Origin of the sequence: Shewanella sp. KT0246, from assembly GCF_019654955.1 — a bacterium.
Lineage (GTDB): Bacteria > Pseudomonadota > Gammaproteobacteria > Enterobacterales > Shewanellaceae > Shewanella > Shewanella goraebulensis.
In genome coordinates this window covers 54229-78981 of record NZ_BPEV01000021.1, presented here as the reverse complement: position 1 = coordinate 78981, position 24753 = coordinate 54229, and the positions used below count along the sequence as shown (strand labels likewise).

Here is a 24753-nt window from a genome sequence, read left to right as displayed (position 1 = left end):
CAACCTATCTGATTGCAATTTTATTTACATTTCGTTAGTTTAGAATCTTCTAAGCAAAGATAGATATTGTTTTTCTATCTTTGCCTTAGAAGCAAAATCCCCAAAATCTCTAAGGAAAGAGTCGATCGCAACATTGCGATGTAGGAATAAAGATATGGATATTATCTTCTATGGCTCTTTCTTGTTATTTAAACAAGGAACAAACATGATTCAAAAAGGTTTATATTTAGCCACTCTTACCGTATTTTCTTCGTTATCTACATCAGTGATGGCAGATGAATACCAACATGATGGTAATGTTACCTATTATGATCAAACTGAAAGCAGTTCTGACGGTACATTCAAAGTTGATTACCGTTACCATTTTTCGCCAATTAGCGATGCCAATAAACCATATCTTTTAGCGGACTACCTTGGTCAAACATCTAATATCGGCGGCCATTATTCAGGTATCGGTAATGATTTCGACCAATATGATATTTCTGGAGAATATGTATTTGATTCAAAGTGGTTTATAAAAGCGCAATACGCTAATTTTGAAGCGGATACTGGTTTTGACAGTGACATATATGGGGCTGCATTAGGGTATTACTTCAACTCATCAAGTTCTTTTTATCTAGAGTATGTTCGTAGTTCAGGTGGCTATGAAATCAGTGACTCAGGTGGGTTTAGAAAGTCTGATACTGAACAAGATAACATTACCTTAGGTGCAGATACCTACATTCAATTTGATTGGACTGAAGGACTATTTTTGAGCGGTAGATATACTTATAGTGATTATACTGTTGATAGTATTTTTGACATGCCAGAATTCACCTCAGCTGGTTCTTATAGTGATAATCACTCTACTGCTATGGTTGACGCAGATTGGTATATCACAAACTCTTGGTCTGTTGGAGCTAGCTACTTTTATGATTTTGATTAGAGTGGCAACGACAGTTGGTTGTTAAGCTCGGATTACTATTTACCAATAACAGACACTATCGCAGCAGTCTTTAGCGCAGCTAAAGAACTGGATTCTGATATTGATGGTTTCTCTTATAGTATCGGCGTGAATGGCCGTTTTTAAGCTACTCATTTAATTATAATAAAAAGCCAGCTAAATGCTGGCTTTTTATTTGTTAAAGTTAATTAACTAAAACAATAAAGCTATTCGTCTGCGTGATCACACTCATCATTAGTGCAGTGACCATATAGATATAAACTGTGATGAGTCAGCTTAATATTATGACGCATAGCGATTTCATCTTGACGGCGCTCAATTACTTCATCAGAGAATTCAATAACCTTGTCACAGGTTAAGCAAACTAAGTGATCATGATGCTTTTGAGTCGACATTTCAAAAACGGCCTTACCACTTTCAAAGTGGTGACGGTTTAGAATACCAGCATCGTCAAATTGGTTTAATACACGGTAGACAGTTGCCAAGCCGATTTCTTCCCCAATATCGAGTAATTTTTTGTATAAATCTTCAGCACTGATATGTTGGTTTTCAGGGGCTTGCATCAATTCTAGAATTTTGACTCGTGGGAGGGTAATTTTTAATCCCGCTTTTTTGAGTGCTTGATTTCCATCTGTCATCGCTAATCTCTTGATTGCAGAACCTTAAAGGTTCGTCCGTGGATAGTTAAGATCATTATATGTGGTGTAATACCAAACTGGAACCTTTCATCGAGGTTTATCGGCATTTAACAGTGAATTTTCTTTCATCATCTCAATAAAACAATCTGTTAAGTTAATAAATGGACAATAGTCTTACTTATACTAAGGGATTATTGAGAGTATTAGCTATTTATATCACTATTAAGCTTATAGAGGTGACTTGTTGGGTTTTAGGGTTAGTCTCGAAGATAAAGACGAAGATAGGGGCTAGATGTTATGGTATCGACAACTGGCTTAATATAATAAAAATAAGGAAATCAGTATGTATCAGCAGATTGTTGTCTTAACCGGCGCAGGTATTTCAGCTGAGTCTGGGATTAAGACCTTTCGCGATCAAGATGGGTTATGGGAACAGCATCATATCGAAGATGTGGCTACGCCTGAAGGTTATGCTCGGGATGTTGATTTAGTTGAAAGATTTTATAATAGTCGCTGGGAAAACCTCCATAGTGGTGAGGTGCAACCCAATGCAGCCCATGAAGCATTAGCGAAACTAGAAGCTGAGTTTCCTGGTAAGTTATTAGTTATTACTCAAAATGTCGATGATTTACACGAACGTGCGGGTTCAAAGCGTTTGTTACATATGCATGGCGAGTTGTCGAAAGGTCGTTGCCCACAATCATTACAAACCTTCGTTTTACGTGAACCGTTTAGTGAAGACAATTGCTGTACTTGTTGTATCCCTGCTAAACGATTACGTCCACATATTGTTTGGTTTGGTGAAATGCCTTTTGGCATGGATAGAATTCATGATGCACTGGATAACTGCGACTTATTTATCGCAATTGGTACTTCTGGTACTGTTTATCCTGCTGCAGGTTTTGTAGATAGTGCTAATCACCATGGGGCACAGACTGTTGAAGTAAACTTGGTTGAAGCAGACAGACACAGTCAATTTCAATATCATTTCACAGGTAAAGCAGGAGATATTGTTCCTCAATTAGTTGAGTCGATTTTATCTGGTGAAACTGTGGGTAATCAGACGTTTACTGAGCAACTAACGAATGCTATTTCCGCATAATGTTATTCAAGATAGATAATCTTGAAGTTGTGGTATTTCTTAGTAAAAATAGAGAGAGATTATGAAGCTGCAAGCTAAACTTGCCATCATTATGCGAGGGTTACCTGGCAGCGGGAAATCTTTTTGGGTGAATAATTACCTTAAGCAGCTCGGTATTGAGCAAGCGTTGCATGTAAAACAACATGGTTATTTTTCCACTGACAGTTATTTCGAAAAACAGGGTAAGTACCAATTTAATTCCAAGATGCTTAGTCAGTACCATCAAGCTAATTTAACCGCATTTATCAATGCAATGGCTAATAATGAACCATTAGTCATTTGTGATAATACCAACGTAGCAAAATGGGAATATATGGCTTATGAGGCTGCAGCTAAGTCATTAGGTTATCAAGTTCGAGTTGTGCTCATTGGCGAGCCTAAAGATTATAAGCACCAAGAGTTGTGCGTTGAAAGAAACAGCCATCAAGTCCCATTAAGTCAAATTAAACGAATGGCAAAATTATTTGAGCTAGATGACTAGCTAAGCTAGATGGCAATAAAAAAGGCGCTTATTAGCGCCTTTTAATATTTACTCCAATACTAAATGAATCAAGCGTTTAGTATTAGTTTTGCAAATCAATATTATAAATGGCGAATCCAAACTCATCAGTTAAGTCTGTGCGTTTTGTCATTGGACGCACTTGATAGTCTTCAACAAACTTATCAGCGGTTTCACTGTCTTGAGTTTCAAAACGTATATCGAGTTTAGTACTCGTGTCGATTGTCACAAAGTCCCAGTTGTTGTCAGCACTTGGGTCTACTTCACCATTGGCTTCTGACTCTTCCGAAATATATTGAGCTAACGCTTCGCGGTTAGTATCTGGTAGCTCCATTACAACAAACTCAGCGCCCGTACCTGCAAATTTACCACCAAATGCACGGTAGTTATTCGAAGCAATAATAAATTCTTTGCTTGCTAGTTCATCGCCTGTAAATGTCGTGCCATCGGCGTCTGTATAGCTTAAATCAACAATACGACTTGCATCAGCATTGGCTACAGCGCAATCACCGTCAAATTTATTAGGCTGAGTGACGTCAATTTTATAACTTACACCATCAATGACATCATAGTTATATGTTCTATGAGTATCCCAATTAATTAAGTTTTGAGCGGCAGTTGAAGTAGGATCAATTTGATTAAATTGATTCGCACTGCATTCAAGCCAATCTTTAACTTCAGCACCTGTCACTTTAACTGCGACCATGGTATTTGGATAAAGATAAAGATCTGCAGCATTCTTATAAGTTAAGTCTCCAGCAGGGACTTGCACATAACTATCAGCATCAGATGTAGTGCTATGTCGACCGCCTGCTTTAAATGGAGCAGACGCTGATAAAACTGGAATGCCTTTTAGTGCATCAACCTTTGAGGCTGCTTCTGCTACAGCATCAATTTGGGCATTTGATACGATTTGCACGGTTGGATCATCTTGAACAAGCGAGAGGAAGCTGTACATGTCGGTAGATGATTTACCGATTGGCGCATTCACATAATCAAGGGTGGCGTTATGTTCAATTTCAACCATAGCGTGAATATCTGCATCAGGCTCAACAGCAAATTCTTCAGTCGTATCAGTCGCTTTTATAAAAATTGGGCGAGCATCCGATTGGCTGTTAACTACAGTCCAAGCACCATCTTCTTGTGTTAGCGTTAAATCGACTACACCTAAATTATCTCCCCAACGGCCAGGCATGACTGCCGCAACACCATTAATGGTGCCTTTATCTAAATCAACATTTTCAACATCAGCAAATTGGGAGCTTGGAAAAACGGAGTGACTGTGGCCAAACATGATGGCATCAATACCTTCAACAGTCGTTAATGCCCACGTTGCGTTTTCTGCATTCATGTCACTTGGGTTTTCTGATGAGCCAATGCCTGAATGTGGAATCGCGATAATAACGTCTGCTCCAGCGGCCTTCATTTGAGGTACGTAACGCTCTGCTGATTCAACTATGCCGCGTGCAACGACTTTGCCGTCAAGGTTTTGTTTGTCCCAAATTTTGATTTGTGGCGGAACGAATCCAATGTAACCAATTTGAATCGTATGCTCGTCACCATTTTTATCAACGACAAGCTGATCTTTTATGATGAAGGGCTCAAACAATGGTTCACCTGCTTTAACTTCTCTGAAGCAATCATCAACTTCACAATAGACGTTGGCACTGATATAAGGAAAGTTTGATTCTGCTGTTGCTTGATCTAAAAATTCTAAACCGTAGTTAAACTCATGATTACCAATGTTACCCACTTCATAATTTAGGGTATTCATTGCTTTGTAAGCTGGGTGAGTATCGGCTAATTGGTTAGTCGATTTAAATTCATGAGCAATATAATCGCCCATAGGGCTGCCTTGAAGTAAATCACCATTATCGACTAACACACTATTACTGACTTCTGCACGTGCTTCATGAATTAATGCTGCAGTGCGGGCTAAACCAATAGTTTTATCGGTTTGACCACTATAGTAATTATAATCCATGATATTGGCATGGATATCGCTGGTTTCCATGATACGCAAATCAACTTCAATGGTTTTAACATCGTCATCTGATGAGCTACAACCAGTAATACCTAACGCACCCGCAATAACAACTGCTAAAAGCTTTTTGTTCAACATAATAGTCTCTCTTTTAAACGCTTTTTTCTGACCCCGGAGCTTATTATTTTTTGTGCTCCATATTGTTGTGAGCAATTTACAGAGATGAAATGTAAATTAATCAATGTAGATTGTATTCAAAATAAATCACTGTGTTGTGATCTAGGAACGATAATGTAAAGATAAGTTATTTAAGCTGTAATTGTGTTAACAGTTGAAGTTTTCGATATTTATTAAGCATTGTTGCAGTACTTTAAACTTGAGTGATCGCTTAATTACTATATTAATCGCAGTTGGTGTTAATTATGGAGACGGCGTTTGAGTGATGAAGTAATAGGAATAGGGTTGATGGCAATGCCCCTGAGGTATAGGAGCATTGTCGTCAGCCAGTAGGTTTATCATGGGCTGTTTTAGTATTGAGTCGTGCTTAAATACCACATAGGTACTCAAAAAGTATTTGTTTGAACACTATATGTACCTAATTGATTAAGCACTTCTTTTTGTCAATCTTTACCAACATTTCTTCAAGTATTATTGACATATTACTGACACATTAATTTAAGTCGATACTTAAGTCGTTACTTAAGTCGATACTATAAATCGCGAAACCAGAAACTATATTATCAGCTTCAAGTTTGGTCATAGGACGCTGTTGGTTCAGTTTAATAAATGCATCTGCTAACGGTGAGTCCTGCGTTTCAAAACGAATATCAAGCTTAGTGTTTGATTCAATTGTTTTGAATTGCCAGTTATTATTAGCGCTAGGATCCACTTCACCATTGAGCTCTGACAATTGTGTAATGTATTGAGTTAAGGCTTCTCTGTTAGTATCTGGTAATTCCATCGCGATATAATCAGCGCCAGTACCGGCAAATTTATTACCAAATGCTCGAAAGTTATTGGTCGCAATAAGAAAGCTCTTATTTGCAAACTCTTCGCCTTTAAAAATAGTGCCAGAATCATCTGTGTAACTTAACTCAACAATTCGATTTGCATCAGCATTGACCACAGCGCAATCACCGTCAAATTTATTAGGCTGAGTCACATCAATTTTGTAGTTAACGCCATCAATGACATCAAAGTTATATGTTCGATGAGTTTCCCAATTAATTAAACTTTGGCTTGCTGCAGAATTTGGATCAATTTGATTGAACTGATTTGCACTACACTCTAACCAATCTTTAACTTGTTTACCTGTTACTTTTACCGCAACTAGGGTATTGGGATAAAGGTATAAGTCGGCAGCATTTTTGTATGACAATTCTCCCGCTGCCACTTGTACATAACTGTCAGCATCAGAACTTGTACGATGACGCCCGCCGGCTTTAAATGGCGCAGCTGCGGATAAAACAGGAAGGTGTTTTAATGTATCAATTTTTGCTGCAGCTTTAGTGACTGCATCTATCTGAGCGTTCGACACAATTTGTACGGTAGGATCGTCTTGCACTAAAGATAGGAAGCTATACATATCCGCAGATGATTTGCCTATTGGGGCATTAACATAGTCGAGTGTGGCTTGATGGTCTGAAGCAACCTTTGTATGGATCTCTTTGTCTGGATTGACAGAGAACCCTGCTACTTTATCGGTCTCTTTTATAAAAATAGGGCGAGCCTGTGACAAGCTGTTGGATACTCGCCATTTACCTTCCTCTTGGCGTAATGTTAAATCGATAATACCTAAATTATCTCCCCAACGGCCTGGCATCACAGCGGCGACACCATTAATCGTGCCTGTTTCAATATTGACTTTAGCGACATCAGAAAACTGTGCACTTGGGAAAACAGAGTGGCTGTGACCAAACATGATGGCATCAATGCCTGCAACCGTGGTTAATGCCCAAGTGGCGTTTTCAGCATTCATGTTACCTGGATTTTCTGATGAGCCAATGCCTGAGTGTGGAATCGCGATAATGACGTCTGCGCCTTGAGCTTTCATTTTAGGTACGTAACGTTCTGCTGATTCGACAATACCTTTAGCGATAACTTTACCGTCTAAATTTTGTTTATCCCATACTTTAATTTGTGGTGGTACAAAACCTATGTAGCCTATTTTGATGGTGTGCTTAGCGCCCTGATTATCAATAACTTCCTGTTCTGTAATGATATAAGGCTTAAATAAAGGTTCACCAGCTTTGACGTCTCTAAAGCAATTATCAATCTCACAATAAACATTGGCGCTTATATAAGGAAAGTTGGCTGCTGCTGTTGCTTGATCTAAAAAGTCTAAACCATAGTTAAACTCATGATTACCAATATTACCCACAGCATAGTCGAGAGTATTCATGGCTTTATAAGCAGGGTGAGTATCGATTAGTTGATTATTTGCTTGGAAAGTATGCGCAATATAATCCCCCATAGGGCTGCCTTGGAGTAAGTCACCGTTATCGACTAACACACTGTTTTTAACTTCAAGGCGTGCTTGTTTTATCAGGGAAGCGGTTCTTGCTAAGCCAATGGTGTTATCGACTCGGCTCGTATAATAATTGTAATCCATGATATTGGCATGGAGATCACTGGTTTCCATGATGCGCAATTCGACTGCTACAGCTGATTTAATTTCATCAGATGAGTTGCATCCACCCAGCGTTAGTGAGCTAGCGATAACAACGGCTAAAAAGTTTTTTTCTAACATAGTTTCTCTCTTACTTGACCCCAGAGCATACTTTTAGTGCTCTTATTATGTTGATTAATTTCATTTTTGTTTTTATTAATCGCAAGGAATTATATACAAAGTTAATTACAGAATGATAATTTAGCCAAAATAAAATTAACTATCTCGATTGAAAATAGGAACGTCTATTTTACTAAGTTAATACTCGGAATTTTAATGGCTTACAGAGTTTAATATTGTAGGGCAGGGTTAAAAGAAAAATAATTAAGACAATAAAAAAGGCGCCGAAGCGCCTTTTAAAGGTTGAGATAAATTACTTATCTTCTAATAAGCCACGGCTTCTTAACAATGGCTCAATACCCGCATCTTTACCACGGAATTGACGGTAAAGTTGCATAGGATCGGCGCTACCACCTTTAGACAGAATATTATCTCTGAAGGCTTGTGCCGTTGCTGGGTCGAAAATACCATTTTCTTTAAACGCTTCAAATGCATCTGCGCCTAAGATATCTGACCAAAGGTAACTGTAGTAACCCGCTGAGTAGCCGCCCGCGAAAATGTGCGAGAAATACGTACTACGGTAACGTGGTGCAATTTCTTTAATCAGCCCCATATTAGCTAATGATTCAGCTTCAAATTTTGCTGCATCACGTACAGTGTTATCAGTTAATGTGTGCCAATCTAAATCCAGTTTTGTTGCTGCCATATATTCAACTGTCGCAAAACCTTGGTTAAATTTACTTGCTGCTTGGATTTTTTCGACTAACTCTTGCGGGATAACTTCGCCTGTTTGATAGTGCTTAGCAAATTGCGCTAATACTTCAGGTTGGGTCATCCAGTTTTCCATGACTTGTGATGGGAATTCAACATAGTCACGTGGTACTGATGTACCAGCTTGTGAGCGATATTCTACGTCAGACAAAATCCCGTGTAGTGCATGGCCGAACTCGTGGAATAAGGTGCTTGCTTCGTCAAATGTCAGCAGTGCTGGCTCATCACCCGTTGGGCGAGGGTAGTTCAATACGTTTACAATGATAGGCTTTGATTCAACGCCATTCATGTTGTATTGCTGGCGGTATGAGTTCATCCAAGCGCCACCACGTTTACTGTCACGTACGTAGTAATCACCCATAAATACAGCTAAGAATGAACCATCTTTATCATAGACTTCCCATGTTCTAACATCTGGGTGATATTTGGGTAAATCAGTACGTTCTTTAACTGTGATGCCAAATAGACGGTTAGCAGTATAAAATACACCATCTAAGGTTGTTTCAAGTGAGAAGTACGGACGAGTTTGTTGCTCATTGAAGCTGTATTTAGCAACACGGATTTGATCAGAGTAATACCACCAATCCCATGCTTCTAATTTGAAGTCGCCACCTTGTGAGTCAATTAGCTTTTGCATTTCGACAACTTCAGCATTTGCTTGAGCAAGTGCTGCAGGCCAAACTTTGTCTAATAATCCATATACATTTTCAGGTGTTTTAGCTGTGCGCTCTTCTAATACAAAATCAGCGTGGGTTTTGTAACCCATTAATTCAGCTTTTTCTGCACGTAATGAAGCAATTTTCGCTAAGGTTTTTTTGTTGTCATTCGCGTTGTCGTTATTAGCGCGTTCGATATAACCTTTAAATATTGTTTCACGCAGTTCGCGATTTTCTGCATAGGTTAAAAATGGTGTGATAGAAGGGCGTTGCGTTGTGAAAACCCATTTACCATCATGACCACGTTTAGTGGCAGTCGCTGCAGCACTATCAATAATATCTTGTGGTAAACCTGCTAAATCAGCCTTGTTATCAATAACTAGCTCAAAAGCATTGGTTTCAGCTAATAAGTTATCGCCAAACTCAAGATTAAGCTTACCAATTTGCTCGTTTAGTGAGCGTAATGTGGCTTTGTCTTCAGCTGATAAGTTAGCACCACCACGGGTAAAACGTTTGTAGGTGTCTTCAAGCAATTTAGTTTTAGCTGTATTGAGGTTTAAGCTGTCTTTTTGTAAATAAACGGCTTTAACACGCTTAAACAACTCATCATTTAATAAAATGTCATCGCTTGCTGCTGATAGCATTGGCGACACTTCTTTTGAAATTTCTTGAATCGCTGGGTTTGTATGCGCGCCAGTTAAGTTATAAAAAACACTGGCTACTTTTGTCACCAATTCACCTGAAAACTCCATTGCTTCGATGGTATTTTCAAATGTTGGTTTTTCTGGGTTCGCAACAATGGCCGCTATTTCTGCTTTTTGAGCAGCGATACCTGCTTTAAAGCCCGGTAAATAATGTTCATCTTTTATTTTATCGAAATCAGGGATTTCCATAAAAGTACCGTATGGTTTAAAGAATGGGTTATTAGCATTTTGCTCGATGATGTTGCTAGCCACGACATTTGGTGCTTGTGTCGTGTTTGTTTGTACATTGTCATTGGCACAAGCACTTAACATGACTGTGAGTGCCATAGCTGAAACAAGCGGTTTGAGGGTTAATCCCTTCATAGTTATTTCCCTGTTTGCATAAGAATGGTTAAAAATGAGCTTTTAATCGAATGGTCGGTTTAAGCTTCTGTTTATCATTATTGCATTATGATTTGTGAATAGTTTATCAAGTTTTGGTCGCAATCTTGTTTTAGTTTGTAACAAAAAATAAAGGGACCTGATATTTATCAGATCCCTTTAGCATTCCAATTGAAGGGGGGAGTTTGAAATGCTTAAAACACAATCACTAAAACTTAATTTAAGACTATGGTGTTAAGTCGTTTTTATGGCTTTAAAATCACTTTCACACTGCCATCGACATCAGCTTCATCAATGTAGCCAATCGCATTAGGGTTTGAAGCTACTGCTGATTTCATCCCCGCGGCATCATTTACTGTTGCTGGTGGATTTCCTTTACCTGTAAATACCTGCTTTGACCAAAATGCTTTCAGTTGTGAATCAGATTTGCCTGTGACAGCACCATGAAACTCTGAACGTGTTGCATTACCTTCAGCAAGTTCATAAACCACAGCAGATTTAGAACCTTTACCTAAGAATAATTTTTTAGCATCTGATGCGCTAATATCTGCCGCACCAGGTGCACCAATGACGACAACCGCTGCTTGTGCTGACATAACTGAACACACGCTAAGCGCTAAAATAGATAGGACTTTTTTCATTTTATCGCTCCTTAAAATACAACGTCGAACTGAACTGTGTAAACTGTAGTGTCATCAAACTCTTGGGCTATGTTGGTATCAAAACCGCCAGAGGTGTCACCGAAGTCAGTGGCATGTGTTACATCAAACTTAAGCGCTAAGTTATCCATTGCATCCCAACGAACACCAGCACTGTAGGCAGTGCGTTCGCCGTTAAAAATTGCAGCATGTACTGGGTTAGTTCGGACATCATTGTCTTTTGTTTCGTAGTAAGATGCAGTCACATAAGGTGTAAATGCATTGATACGGTAACCTAGAGTTAAATAACCTGCGTCAGAATCTGGGTACTCTTCATCAGTTTCGATACGAGTCCATTCAGCAATGGCTAACAAAGAGCCATTATCAAAACTACCACCAAAACCAACGAAAGTGCCTTTAGCATCATCGATTTCTAGAATGTTTACATTTACTTCAGACTCAAGCGGTAAACCTGTGCTTGGGTCATTTCCAATTGGAACATTTGTTTGACGAGTCACAGTTCCATCAAGCGTTGCTTGCCCGTAAACTGCGCGGAATGTCCAGGTTAAATCTGTCCAGTTAACGTTAGCACCTATTACATTACCAATATCAATCCCTCTTTCTTCAGATTGACCGCCAAAAGCTTGGAATGTAAGCGTTGAGTCATCAAATTCAACATCGTAACTTGCGTCACCACCAGTGTAAGAGGTGAATGGCACTGCGTCATAAACTTCAGAAGGTGGGCGTACGAATGGTTGTGCGTAACCCACGTCTAAGTAATCAGAGTACATAAATAAAGGTACACGAAGTTTACCGGCACGAGCTTGAAGGCCATTTTCAAAACGGTGTGAGATATAAGCCCATTCAGCTTCTACTTCCCAATCGTTGCTGCCTTTCATCATAAGCTGCATTACGGCTTGAGTTTGATCTGTAATGGCAAAGGTACCTTGAAGACCAAACTTGCTGCCGTCATCGAAGTTAGCAGAGGTAGTAGCACCTGCATAACCAGTGTTATTGTCAGAGCTGATATATGCACCAGTCATGAAGCCGTTGAAGCTAAAACGTTCTGTTAAGCTTGCATTTTGACTTGCTTGAAGTGATTGCACTTGTTGTTCAAGCTTGGCAATTTTCTCTTCACTTGTTTCTTCAGCTGCAACATAGGCAGGAAGAATTGCAACAGAAATAGCTAAGGGTAGCGCTTTCAAGTTGAATTTCATGGTGTAACTCCTGTTCATCTTTATCATTACTCAAGATAAATCTCGTTTATCTTAAGATATTATTATTGTTAGACTTTAAATTGACCTGTTATGTTTTGAAGCTGTTTACTAACACCTTCAATGTCATAACTGATCCCGCCCATTTCATCCGTGGTCATTTTTACTTTAGCGGCATTGGTTTCAATATCAGCGACATACTGCTGGATAAGCTCTGAAGTGTTATGTTGTTCTTCAGTGGCGGCAGCAATCTGTTCGTTAACGACGGTAATCGCACTCACTTTATTGGTGATACTGATTAATGCATCTCCGGCTAATGAAGTGGTTTTGACACCTTCTTCAGCGGTTTCAATTCCACGTTGCATTGCATCAACTGCTTGAGTTGAAGTAGAGCGAAGCTCTTGCAATACTTGTTGAATTTCTTGCGTTGACGCTTGTGTTCGAGAAGCAAGGGTTCTTACTTCATCGGCCACCACGGCAAAGCCTCTTCCTTGTTCACCTGCTCGAGCTGCTTCAATTGCTGCATTCAAGGCAAGTAAATTGGTTTGATCTGCAATACCACGAATGGTATCGAGAATATCGTTGACGTTACTGGTGAACGCCTCGAGTTGATTCACCACAACAGCAGTTGTTTGTACTTCTTCTGCTAATTTATTAATGGTAGTGATGGCTTGAGACACAACCTCTTGCCCTTGTTTAGCTTCATCATTTGCGTTGTCAGCTTCAGATGCAGCATTAGCGGCATACTCAGCAATATGTGCAACACTGATAAACATTTCACGCATGGCATTAGAGATTTGTTCAACGGACTCGTTTTGCTCGATAACGGTGTTTTCACTGTTTTTACAGCTTTCTAATAACGTGTGAGATACAGCACTTAAACTGTCTGTGGTTTGTTTAGTGTCGGCAATCGAGACTTGTAATTTCGATACAAACTGGTTGAACCAATGTACGAGCGTCGCGATTTCATCTTTACCGTTATATTCAATCCGAGAACGAAGATCGCCTTCACCTTCTGATATATTCTGTAATGAATGGGTGACATCCTGAATGGTAACAATGATTGAACGGTTCACTAATACGCCAACGACCACTAAAAATAGTGAAGCGATAACACCGATAATCAACATCAATGATGCCGCATTATCTGAACTTGCTAAAGTCGTGCTAATACTCGTTGTGAAAGCATCGGAGTAATCTTGCTGTTTTTTAGCAAAAACCGCTGTTAGTGATTCAAATCGCTTGGCATTTTTAGAAGCCTGGTTTGTGATCTTGTTAAAGTCGACATCATCTTTTAAAAACTCAGCAACCAAAGTTTTGGCATTGTCATGATAAGTGGCCAAATCGCGTTGCATATTATTGGCATCATTAGCTTCATGAGGTAATAAACCCTTAATAGTATTTAGATTACTATTAATTTGGTTAACCATATTTTCAGCAGTGATCAATGATTCTTCTTCACCAGTTGTTACTGCGGATTGAATATTCTGGTTTAATTGCAATAACAAGCCATCGTTAATAGTGGCAAAATTTAATACTGGGTAAAGTTGTGATTGAAGTCCATTTAAACGTTCAGCATTTTGTTGCACGCTTTGATTGTTAATTACAAGTGAAATAACAAACGAAGAAATTGCAACGACTGTCAATAAAGCGATCCGGTGCTTTATTTTTAAGCTGTTTAACTTCATCAAGTTGGGCCTGTTTTTAGGTTCTGTTTTCGAGAATCGAGTTTTTCTTTTTTGCGTTAATTTATTGTCATTTCTATTGCGACAATTCCCATCTTCTTAGTAAGTTATTTAATTGTTTATAAATTAATTACTTATAAATTGATAATTTATGAGATAAAGCAGTATATAAACGTGCAATATAAAAGTTAACAAAGTGTAAAGTCTATTTTTTGTTTGTTTAACCTTAACCTCTTGTTAACGGGTGTTATTCATTAGTCAATGCAACATTAACAAGTGCTAAGTTTAAGTTATCGATCGTTAACAAGTCTGTTCTGGCAATAACACTATCGGCAAAATTTTTATATTCTTAATAGTTGGGACGAATATTTTTGAAATAATTAAGAGAAGACGGACTTTAGGAAGGGTATTAATGTAGTTAATAACCATTCTTATTTAGGTGGTAAATAAGAATGGTCTAATTATTAATTACTTAAGATGGAAATCTAAAATAGATTAATTAATGGCCTAATGACTCTGAACCTGCTCGTCTGGGGTCGGACGCACCATAAATACCATTTTCGGTTACGACAATAGACTGGGTACTGCCCATCGCACTACTGGTTTTCACTTTGTGGCCTTTAGCCTCTAATAGAGTCACAGTGTCATTATTTAAGCTGGTTTCAACTCCAATATAGTCCGGCAACCACTGGTGGTGAATCCGTGGTGCTGCAGTTGCCTCTGCAATATTTAAATGGTGGTCCACTACATTCATAATGACTTGCAAAGTGGTGGTGATAATTCGTGATCCACCTGGGCTGCCAGTTACAATAAAAGGCTTTCCATCTTTCATTATAATAGTGGGACTCATTGAACTCAAAGGCCGCTTGTTGCCTTGCACCGAGTTGGCTTCACCGCCAATAAGGCCATAGCCATTCGGGCTACCTGGTTTTGCGGAGAAGTCGTCCATCTCATTATTGAGTAATATTCCAGTTCCAGCAGCAACTAAACCAGAACCATAACTAAAGTTAAGAGTATAAGTATTTGATACTGCGTTGCCCCATTGATCGACGACTGAGTAATGCGTGGTTTGATTACTCTCATATGGGCCGATATCTCCCGCTTTAATTTCTGAACTTGGGGTTGCTTTGTTATAGGCAATCTTTTTAGCGATACTATCTGCGTATTTCTGGCTGGTTAATTCATCAATTGGTACTGGAGTGAAATCTGGATCGCCAAGATATTCACTTCTATCAGCATAAGCATGCTTCATCGTTTCAACCATCAAATGTAATGTTTGAGCAGTATTATGGCCAAGTTTTTGTATAGGATAATTTTCTAATACATTGAGCATTTCAATAATATGGATGCCACCAGATGAAGGAGGTGGCATAGAAACAACTTCATAGCCTCGATATTGTCCTCTAACAGGTTCTCGCTCAACTACCTGATAGTTTTTAAGATCATCTAATGTCATTATGCCGCCAGCTTGCTCGATTGTGGCGACAATTTTTTCAGCCGTTTCACCTTGGTAAAACCCTTTACTGCCTTGTTTAGCGATTAATGACAAAGATTGAGCTAAATCGGTTTGTACTAATGTGTCGTTTACCGAGAAGCTATCACCATTTTTTTTGTAAAAGATTTCAGCAGAGCTAGGCCATTGAGAAATTCGTCTTTTTAAACCATCTAAAGAAGCCGCTAAATCAGAGTTTACTCTGATACCATTTTTTGCGAGTGCAATTGAAGGTTGAATCACTTCATTTAAACTCATGGTGCCATATTTGGCCAAAGCCAGCTCAAATCCCATTACAGTTCCAGGTACGCCCACGGCTAACCCATGCTCGCGGCTTAGCTTTGGATTTGCATTGCCTTTTTCGTCTAAAAAAATATCTTTATGTGCCTTTGACGGTGCGGTTTCGCGATAATCTATGGCAATAGTTTTATTGTTTTCAGCTAAGTGAACCATCATAAAACCACCACCGCCTAAATTGCCCGCACGGGGTAGCGTTACAGATAGTGCAAAACCAACTGCGACAGCGGCATCAATGGCATTACCGCCTTTTTTAAGAACATCTACTCCAATGCGGGTTGCTAAAGACTCTTGGCTTGAAACCATGCCATGTTCAGCCCAAATTGGTTGCGCTGTTGCTGCTCTGCTATAAATTGACTGCTCATTAGCAGCCTGTACTGAATAGGTAGAAATTGATGAAAAACCAATCGCTAGTGCAATTGAAGTTGAAATGACGATAGGTTTCAACTGAGAAAAGATACCCATTTTCAGTCCTTTGTAATTGTAATCATGTTTTGCAATGTGCCATAAGTATGATCTAATGCACAATATCTAATGCTGTTTTTTGAGGAAATATGTCAGAGTTTTTAGTTGAAGATAGGCTTGATGATATTGAACTGAGTTTTTATGATTCAGTTGCCTCAATTGGGCAGCCTAATTGGCAGCGTGTTTTTAGTGACGATAATCCATTTACGCAGTTTGAGTATTTGTTGGCATTAGAGCAAAGTTTGAGTGTATGCAGTGAAGCAGGTTGGCGTCCTCAGCATTTAGTCGTGACATCTGCAAAAGAAGTGATCGCTATTTTACCTTGTTATGAGAAATCTCATTCTTGGGGGGAGTATGTCTTTGACTGGTCTTGGGCTGAAGCCTATGAAAGAAATGGCTTGGAGTATTATCCTAAGTTAGTGGCAGCCATTCCGTTTACTCCTGTGTCTGGTCAACGTATTGGTATAGCGGCAGGTATATCCAAAGTAGTGCGTGAATTGATCATTAATAAAATCTGCCATTATTTAAATCAAACAATTAATGAGAAGCAATTTTCGTCATGGCATTGTTTATTTTTACCTCAAAGAGATTTTAATCACTTAAGCCATTGTTCTATTGCAAGAATAGGAACACAGTTCCATTGGCAAAATAAGCATTACTTAAACTTTGATGACTTTTTAAATCAATTAGTGTCTAGAAAACGCAAAAGTATTAAAAAAGAACGAAAAGCCGTAGCTGAATTTAACTACAAATTTATTGATGGTCATAAGGCAACACCAGAACAATGGCAAGGTTTTATCCATTGTTACCAACAAACTTACCTAAAACGATCAGGCCATACTGGCTATTTAAATGCTGAATTTTTTACTCAAATAGCCTCAACAATGGGAAGGCAAGTGCGTTTGTTATTAGTCACCAATATACAAGGAAACCTGATTGCATCGGCCTTGTATTTTGTCTCTTCAACGCATCTTTATGGACGCTATTGGGGATGTTTACAAGAAGTAGACGGCTTGCACTTTGAAACTTGTTATTACCAAGGTATTGAATATGCAATACAACATGGGTTAGCTACGTTTGATGCTGGTGCGCAAGGGGAACACAAAGTTGCTAGAGGGTTTGAACCCATTGCAACGTACTCAAATCATGAAGTCGTTCATCCTGAGTTTAGAAAGGCGATTTACGATTACTGCCAGCAAGAGCAGCTTCACATTAAGCAATACATGCAGCAGTTATCTGAAAAGTTGCCTTATAAATTGTGATAAACCATAACTTATTAAAATCGCGCTAAATCTAAGGGGGATGTAATTTGTTCATTAACGAATGAAGTGTGATTTAAGTTATGACAGTTAATTGATTTACTTCCATCAAATTAAACAAGGCTCACCTAATTTACCGTGTGCCTTAGAATAACTTCAAAAACGTGCTAATGTTTACAAGTCTTTAACTTAGTCGTTATCCCATATGAACTTAAAAAATATTATAAATCTGGGTACCAGCAGACAATCGTTTTCTTCCGCAAATCGCACTCGAACAATGAATATAATCGGTTTAATCACCGTGGTTATTTCACTGCTTTACTCTATCAATTACATTTTTTTTCTTGAAAACCATACTGTAGGTTTTATTAATTTAATTTTCACCGTCGCGTATCTTTTCACTATTGCTTTCAGTGCAACTCATCATCCTAAGTTGGCTAAAATATGGTTTTTTAGTGTTTTGATGGTTCATCTATTAATTTGCACTAATGTGTATGTCACCAACGCTAGTGGTTTTCACCTTTATTTTTTCCTTGTGCCAACAGGTGTGTTTTTATTATTTGAGTTACGAGAAAGAGTAGAGCAGGTATCACTGAGTTTAATCGCATTAGTACTATTTTTTTATTGTGAAAATACTTTCAATACTGAACCATTGATTGTACTGACGGAACAAATGAATCACATGCTTTATCAGTCTGTTGTGTTTGTAACTATGCTAGAAGTCATTTTTGTACTGTACATATTTGCCAAACAAATTGATAAAAATGAGCAGCAGTTGATATTACAAGCTACGACGGATTCGTTAACTCGGTTAGCTAATAGACATTATTTTTTTGAGGAAGGTAAAGTATTATTTGAAAATGCGGTAGATAACAAATTGCCATTCACTTTAATGTTGTTAGATTTAGATTTTTTCAAAAAAATAAATGATCAATACGGTCACCTCGTGGGTGATAAATGCCTTATTGAAGTGACAAGTACCATTAAAGCTTTATGTCGTGAACATGACTTATGTGCTCGAATAGGTGGGGAAGAGTTTGTCGTGGCTATGCCCAATACATCTTTAGCTGATGCACAAAAGGTGGCAGAGCGAATGAGGAAACATATTGAAGATTGTAAGATTTCGCTTTCAGAGGCACACCAATTAACATGTACAGCAAGCTTTGGTTTAGCTGATAAAACGCAATGTGCTACCGAGTTAAAAGATTTACTGATACGAGCGGATAAAGCACTATATGTTGCTAAAGAAAACGGCAGAAATTGTGTGAAACCTTATTGTGAACAAGCGGCATAAGTTTTGGTTGTAAGGTTTTAATGGGTTAGCGTTATTTTAATGGTTTAAATTTCGCTGGTGGAATAATGCCGCGATGCTGATTGGCTAACTTTACACCAATTAGAATGCTTAACCCTTTGCTGATGACTTTCAAATGCAGCTTTATCAATAAATGTTTCTTCCATATCAAATCTCAAAGGGTCAATGATATTTTGGGCGACCTTAAATCTAATACAACCCACTTCATTTAAGGTTAGCTGAGAATGTATTGCCAATTCAGCACGTATGCATGCTAAATCTTCATCGCTTGTGTTTTGAGGGAACTGGATATAACCCGATAACAGAATCTTAGGCATAACTTCCTTTTAGTGAAATTTTTACATCATCCCAGTGCCAACCAAAAACCGACGCCAATCATTAAGCTTCCAGCAATGCGATTCATTAACTTGATGTTGTCACCCCGAGATAAGAACATTCTTAGGCTTTTCCCACCGCTTGCGTAAGCCAGCATTGATACGCTTTCTGTCACCATGATAATTGAAAGCAACCAAAACAATTGTGGTGCTACGGCTTTATCGACACTGATGAAGGGTGGCAGTAATGAGATCATAAATGCCCAACCTTTTGGGTTGGCAATTGCGGTGACAAACCCTTGTGAAATTAGCGCATAATTACTGATGGAATTATCTGTTTGTTGTCCTTCAATAATGGCCATTTTACCCTTTGAACGCCACATGTTTATGCCAATATAGGCAAGGTATGCACCGCCAATCCATTTTAATACAGCAAACACATCAGGGTAGTTAAGCATCACACTAGCAACACCCATTACTGCGGCAATTGCCACTAAAGCAACACCAATCAGTTCGCCGACCATCATCCAAAGTGTGCGTTTAACGCCGATACTCATGCCAAGTGTCATGGCTAATGTCATGCACATACCTGGGGTGATAGAAACGAAAAAAAATGTTGGAATGAACACTGCAAGTACTGCGAAATCTGGCATGAAATGGAATTCTTAAATGAGAAAAGCTTGAGTTTAAGGATTTAATGTATTTGTGCAATATAATTTTTAGCTGCACAGTTTAGATATAAATAGTCTAGATATAAATAGTTATAAACAACAGGAGGAAAGCATATGACGCTTTGGAGTGAGCCAAAGCATCATATTAGTCATTTGGGGCAGTTTCTAGCTTGGCTCTACCACAATGTGTTCAAGCTCAATTGCGGCAACCGCTTGCAGAGTATCCATGGTTGCATTAACAAGGCTAATTTTACCCGCTGATGATTCAATTAGTACGGCGCGATTAATGTCACTGTAATCTCGGTTATGGCGGATTAAGTTAGATAAGGCCATTTGCATTGGCATCATTGAAGGGTTAAATGCGGCATTTTCTGCATAGCGGCCACAATAGGTTTTACCGTCTTTCGTTTCAATCACGACTGCGGCAAAGTTTTTGGTATAAGGTGCGTAACTTAAACCTGCTTGATCAACGGCTTCAATGATCATTGGATCATCAGAGTTTAAACTGAACTCAATATTGCTTTTAGACAATAGTGGTTTAGTGACTTGTAAATCCTTAGGGCCAAAAGCGTAAGGTAAGTAATGTGCCAACATTTTCGGTTGCTGACCAGGTAAGTGGATTTTAATATCGATACCGCTGACTAATTCATTGATGAACTGGCGGCAATGGCCACAAGGGCTAAAATTGACGACGATATCAACAATTTTCTGCTCGCCATTAAGCCAAGCATGACTGATAGCGCTTTGTTCGGCATGAACGGTGTGAAATAACGCTTCTGAAGAGAGTTCGAAGTTAGCTCCCATGTAGATGTCACCGCTTTCGCCTTTTGCGATAGCGCCAACGTAAAACTCACTGATACTGGGTTTTGCTAATGCTGCAGCAATAGGTAACAAACTTAATAGTAAATCTTCTTCGGTCATTTCACTTACTTTAACAAGCTCAGCAAGTTGACTAGCATCAATATGACCGCAAAAATCCTCATTGAGTAATGGGATTAAGGCTGTAGCTACCGGTTTAGGTAGTTGGGTGATGCTATCAATGAAACGATTTTGCATGACCAATTCCTTTTAATTTAACAATATGTGCAAAATAAGCTATTTGATTAATCGCTTATAGTGATTGTAAGTAAAGACAAAGCGCTTTTAATAACTTCTGCTTGTGTTCATTCTCGCTGGTTTCTTCCAATAAGTTTTCGAGATTAATCACATAATCAGCATCAGATAAGCGTTGTTGGCAAAATTCTCGCCAGATTAATGACTCATCATGATTAAGGGTTTCAGGGTAATTACGGGCGCGATAGCGGAAAAACATCGTATCCAAACGCTCATCTTCAAAATTAAGCTGAAGTGCAGCAAGATTCTCGGGCTTGGTATTACGGATCATTTCCATTTTGCTTTTATCGGCATGGCTAAAGAAACCGCCGCTATAAAGCATTAAGTCAGGATCTGTGGTTACAGGATGATCATTGATTTCGAATACTGCTTGTAGTTTTTCTCTTAATTCAGGGTGTTGTTTGAAAAACTTATATTGGCTACGAGCAAATTCCATATCAAATTGATGGCGCTCAGCGACTTGTTCAGTTAATAGTTTTGGCGTGCCAATAAAAGGGCATTTATTCAAATGAATTTGTTTAAGCGCTATAGGCAACTCATCTGGTGCTAATTCACTTCGTGGCGTATACATACGCTGGGAAATTTCTTCTGCTGATAACTCGACAAGTGGAGTTAAATCCATTGCAAGATTAACGCATATCATGGCGTTTTTATTAGTTGGATGCGGAGCTGCGGGAGCAATTAAAGTCACACAGCCATTAGCCGCGCTGATTTTTGAGCTAACGTGTACAAGCGGTTGCATGAAATCGCCTTGAATTTGCTCGGCGACCTTTTTCTTATTACGAAGCTCAAAATAGTATTCGTATAACTTGGGTTGCTTCTCTTTAATGAGTTTGGCAATTGCAATGGTGGCGTAGACATCACTCATGGCATCATGGGCTTGCTCATGACTTAAGCCGTTTGCCTGTGTAAGGTGCTCTAGCTTAAAGCTAGGCGAGCCATCTTCTTTTAACGGCCAATTGATGCCTTCTGGTCTGAATGCATAACAAGCTCTTACTAAGTCAATGATATCCCAACGGCTATTACCGTTTTGCCATTCACGAGCATAAGGATCGATAAAGTTACGATAAAAACCATAACGACTTACTTCATCATCAAATCTTAATGAGTTATAACCAACGACACAGGTATTAGGTTGAGTAAATATTGCGTTAATACGCCCCATAAACTCAGTCTCAGCCATCCCTTTTTGGTTAGCAAGCTGTGGCGTTATACCAGTCACTAAAATGGCTTCCGGGGCAGGCAAGTAGTCTGTTGATTGCTTGCAATAAAAGTTTTCAGGTTCACCGATGATATTAAGATCTAAATCAGTTCGAATGCCTGCAAACTGAGACGGTCGGTCTTTTGCTGGGCTAACACCAAAGGTCTCATAATCGTGCCAGAAGAGTGTTGGTTGGTTATTTTTATTCATAACTGCTTTGGGTTATCCGTTACTTATTAAGGTTTGAGTCATTAACAGGCATTCAATCTTAAACACTATCTTGCGTATTGAATGGGTTTAAGTGCGTATATAAAATTGAGTTTAACTGATAGTAAACTTAAAAAGCACTGATTAAAATATGATAAACCTTTTGTAGAGCCATATCGAGGTTCTATAGGGTTAAGCGCTCAAACAAACAACATGATGTGACTTTTTTACAACGAGATAGATATGAATTAAATCTCGTTGTCATCAATATTGCCTACTGATTACTGAAGCCCATAAAACGTTCAATTTATCGTTTAACTTTACCTAACATATCAGCTCATACTGCAACCTAGATATCATTTCGTTCAGGCACTATTTGCTGGCCACAAAAAGAGTAAATTTTCATTTAAATGGCAAATCAATATTGTTAATTATCTCTATATCTCTATTTGCATCTATTTAATTCTATGAAAACGCAGATTTATCGCAGAAAAAGGCGCTGGTGTAAGGTTTTGTAAAACTAATAGTCACACTTGATTAACTTAGTATATTGGTCAAATAACTCTGTGATTCTTTATATATTAGTTATTTACAATAGGTACAAGTATTTCAACCCCGAAGAGGTAAACACCCTAATGGCAATATATGGAAAATTGAAGTCAGAACATTCATTGGCTATTACAGCAGTACTGATTTCAGCATGTTTGATGGCGGGGTGCGGTGGTTCAGATGACTCATCTGATAATGACCCAAATGATACAGTCACCCCAAGTAATAATATACCTGTAGCTGATGCGGGTTCTGATCAAATGGTTATTACCGGTTCGCTTGTGCAGCTCGACGGTCATTTAAGTTCTGATATTGACGGAGATACGCTCAGCTACCAATGGACAATCGATTCTGCGCCAGATGATTCTGTCACCCTAACAGATGCGCAAAATGTGATGGCTTCTTTTACAGCGAGCATTGATGGTGATTATGTTATTTCGTTAATCGTGAATGATGGTTCTGACAATAGCGTTGCCGACAGTATTATTGTCAGTAGTCAATCAAGCACTGTGACAGAGACTCTATACTCTATTGTCGATACTCATCAAAGCATTTGTTATAGCTCATCCTCGGGTGACGAAAATAAGTGCGATGGCAAAGGTTATGATGCTGATTACAATGGTCATCAACCTGATTACACATTGAGTAATGATGGCTTAATAGTGACAGATAATGTCACCGGATTAATCTGGCAACAAAGTTCAGATATCAACGAGGATGGTTTATTAAATTACGATGATAAATTGTTTCAGCCAGATGCTGTCGAGCACTGTGACAACCTGACATTAGCGGGGCGAAGTGATTGGCGTTTACCTAGTGTTAAAGAAGCATATTCACTTATTTTATTTAGCGGCAAAGACGCAAGTGATTATCAAGGGACTGACACTTCAACCTTAGTGCCTTTTATTGATCAAGTCTTTGATTGGGCTTTTGGAGATTTGGATTCAGGTGTTGATCGCATCATTGATGGTCAATATGCATCAACCACCTTATATCAAAGTACCACAATGAATGGCGATGCAACCATGTTCGGCGTTAACTATGTTGATGGACGAATTAAAGGTTACCCAAGCGATACCAAACCATTTTATGTTCGATGTGTTGCAGGAAACGAAGACTACGGACTAAATGATTTTGAAGTTCTAACTTCAGATACTGTAAGCGACCTTGCCACGGAATTAATGTGGCAAACAAGTGATAGTGATTCAAGCAATTGGGATGATGCAGTATCCCAATGTGAAACCGCGACAACAGCGTCTTTTAGTGATTGGCGTTTACCTAATGCAAAAGAACTTCAAAGCCTAGTGGATTATTCTATCTCACCAGATACCCATAGTAGTGCAGCAATTGATGCCGTATTTGATAGCAGTTCGTTTACTAATGAAGCTGGTGTAAAAGATTGGGGTTATTACTGGAGCTCAACGACACATGTGTCTAACAGTGGCGATGGAAGTAATGCTGTGTATGTGTCATTTGGTCGAGCTTTAGGCTATATGCAAAGTACCATTTTAGATGTACATGGCGCAGGTTCTCAGCGTAGTAACGATAAAGTCGATGTGATAACAGAACCCGGAGCACAATCAGCGACAGGTAGCGAAGGGGAGTTTTATTACAAAGGCCCTCAAGGCGATATATTACGTCTCAATAATAAAGTGAGATGTGTGCGAGATACTGAATAATTTAATTCGTAAATTCAACAGAGAACATTGTTTTTATTTGCTCGGCCTATCGAAGTCTATTTGGTCATTATACAAGCAAATGAGAACTCACCGGACTGAAGATATATATAAAGATTGATTATCTCGATGTTGTATTTTGGTTTAATAAATATGCAGTAAATCTAATGTAATGCAGTTAATAAGATGACGTAATTAAATTTGCTGGTTACAAT

General features: G+C 38.7%; 19 protein-coding genes. 7 read left to right on the top strand and 12 right to left on the bottom strand.

Annotated elements, in window-relative coordinates:
• Positions 1-154: 154 nt before the first annotated feature.
• Positions 155-925, top strand: coding sequence for a putative porin (locus K5Q58_RS12205; RefSeq protein ID WP_220754208.1), 771 nt, complete (start codon positions 155-157; stop codon positions 923-925).
• A gap of 18 nt (positions 926-943) precedes the next feature.
• On the top strand, positions 944-1069 hold the full coding sequence (locus tag K5Q58_RS21160; RefSeq protein WP_259651332.1) for a hypothetical protein: 126 nt from the start codon (positions 944-946) through the stop codon (positions 1067-1069).
• An 80-nt stretch (positions 1070-1149) separates the two neighbouring features.
• Here the strand turns inward: K5Q58_RS21160 and fur are convergent, their stop codons facing one another.
• The gene (fur, locus tag K5Q58_RS12200; RefSeq protein WP_220754207.1) at positions 1150-1581 is read right to left on the bottom strand and encodes a ferric iron uptake transcriptional regulator; all 432 of its coding nucleotides are present in this window, start codon (positions 1579-1581) and stop codon (positions 1150-1152) included.
• Positions 1582-1924: 343 nt separating this feature from the next.
• Here fur and cobB point away from each other — a divergent pair, with 343 nt between their 5' ends.
• The gene (gene cobB / locus K5Q58_RS12195) at positions 1925-2683 is read left to right on the top strand and encodes a Sir2 family NAD+-dependent deacetylase (RefSeq protein WP_220754206.1); all 759 of its coding nucleotides are present in this window, start codon (positions 1925-1927) and stop codon (positions 2681-2683) included.
• A 67-nt stretch (positions 2684-2750) separates the two neighbouring features.
• Positions 2751-3203, top strand: coding sequence for an ATP-binding protein (locus K5Q58_RS12190; protein ID WP_220754218.1), 453 nt, complete (start codon positions 2751-2753; stop codon positions 3201-3203).
• An 82-nt stretch (positions 3204-3285) separates the two neighbouring features.
• On the opposite strand, the gene K5Q58_RS12185 is transcribed toward K5Q58_RS12190, so the two are convergent.
• The 7 genes from K5Q58_RS12185 to ggt form a co-directional block, all read right to left on the bottom strand.
• Positions 3286-5343, bottom strand: a complete 2058-nt coding sequence (locus tag K5Q58_RS12185; RefSeq protein ID WP_220754205.1) for a bifunctional 2',3'-cyclic-nucleotide 2'-phosphodiesterase/3'-nucleotidase — start codon at positions 5341-5343, stop codon at positions 3286-3288.
• Positions 5344-5875: 532 nt separating this feature from the next.
• Positions 5876-7954, bottom strand: coding sequence for a bifunctional 2',3'-cyclic-nucleotide 2'-phosphodiesterase/3'-nucleotidase (locus tag K5Q58_RS12180; protein WP_220754204.1), 2079 nt, complete (start codon positions 7952-7954; stop codon positions 5876-5878).
• 292 nt (positions 7955-8246) lie between these two features.
• Complete coding sequence (locus K5Q58_RS12175) at positions 8247-10427, bottom strand: M3 family metallopeptidase (protein ID WP_220754203.1); 2181 nt, start codon at positions 10425-10427, stop codon at positions 8247-8249.
• A 263-nt stretch (positions 10428-10690) separates the two neighbouring features.
• Entirely contained in the window at positions 10691-11086 is a 396-nt protein-coding gene (locus K5Q58_RS12170; protein WP_220754202.1) for a phosphate ABC transporter substrate-binding protein, read from the bottom strand.
• Between the two features lie 11 nt (positions 11087-11097).
• The gene (locus K5Q58_RS12165) at positions 11098-12300 is read right to left on the bottom strand and encodes an outer membrane protein (protein WP_220754201.1); all 1203 of its coding nucleotides are present in this window, start codon (positions 12298-12300) and stop codon (positions 11098-11100) included.
• Between the two features lie 68 nt (positions 12301-12368).
• Positions 12369-13943, bottom strand: a complete 1575-nt coding sequence (locus tag K5Q58_RS12160; protein WP_259651331.1) for a methyl-accepting chemotaxis protein — start codon at positions 13941-13943, stop codon at positions 12369-12371.
• A 538-nt stretch (positions 13944-14481) separates the two neighbouring features.
• A complete protein-coding gene (ggt, locus tag K5Q58_RS12155) occupies positions 14482-16236 on the bottom strand; it encodes a gamma-glutamyltransferase (protein WP_220754199.1) in 1755 nt (584 codons plus the stop codon).
• An 89-nt stretch (positions 16237-16325) separates the two neighbouring features.
• Here ggt and K5Q58_RS12150 point away from each other — a divergent pair, with 89 nt between their 5' ends.
• Both K5Q58_RS12150 and K5Q58_RS12145 read left to right on the top strand, forming a co-directional pair.
• Positions 16326-17498: a GNAT family N-acetyltransferase gene (locus K5Q58_RS12150; protein ID WP_220754198.1), complete on the top strand. Its 1173-nt coding sequence runs from the start codon at positions 16326-16328 to the stop codon at positions 17496-17498.
• Positions 17499-17700: 202 nt separating this feature from the next.
• The gene (locus K5Q58_RS12145; protein WP_220754197.1) at positions 17701-18789 is read left to right on the top strand and encodes a GGDEF domain-containing protein; all 1089 of its coding nucleotides are present in this window, start codon (positions 17701-17703) and stop codon (positions 18787-18789) included.
• 44 nt (positions 18790-18833) lie between these two features.
• On the opposite strand, the gene K5Q58_RS12140 is transcribed toward K5Q58_RS12145, so the two are convergent.
• The 4 genes from K5Q58_RS12140 to sbcB all read right to left on the bottom strand — a co-directional run bounded on the left by K5Q58_RS12140 (position 18834) and on the right by sbcB (position 22316).
• The gene (locus K5Q58_RS12140) at positions 18834-19124 is read right to left on the bottom strand and encodes a putative quinol monooxygenase (RefSeq protein ID WP_220754196.1); all 291 of its coding nucleotides are present in this window, start codon (positions 19122-19124) and stop codon (positions 18834-18836) included.
• Between the two features lie 26 nt (positions 19125-19150).
• Complete coding sequence (locus K5Q58_RS12135; RefSeq protein ID WP_220754195.1) at positions 19151-19774, bottom strand: LysE family translocator; 624 nt, start codon at positions 19772-19774, stop codon at positions 19151-19153.
• A gap of 183 nt (positions 19775-19957) precedes the next feature.
• On the bottom strand, positions 19958-20848 hold the full coding sequence (gene cdd / locus K5Q58_RS12130) for a cytidine deaminase (RefSeq protein WP_220754194.1): 891 nt from the start codon (positions 20846-20848) through the stop codon (positions 19958-19960).
• Between the two features lie 55 nt (positions 20849-20903).
• On the bottom strand, positions 20904-22316 hold the full coding sequence (sbcB, locus tag K5Q58_RS12125; protein ID WP_220754193.1) for an exodeoxyribonuclease I: 1413 nt from the start codon (positions 22314-22316) through the stop codon (positions 20904-20906).
• A 632-nt stretch (positions 22317-22948) separates the two neighbouring features.
• Between sbcB and K5Q58_RS12120 the strand changes: the two genes are divergently transcribed.
• Positions 22949-24541 carry a DUF1566 domain-containing protein gene (locus K5Q58_RS12120; protein ID WP_259651330.1) on the top strand — a complete coding sequence of 531 codons (1593 nt, stop codon included), beginning with the start codon at positions 22949-22951 and terminating at the stop codon, positions 24539-24541.
• Positions 24542-24753 lie beyond the last annotated feature (212 nt).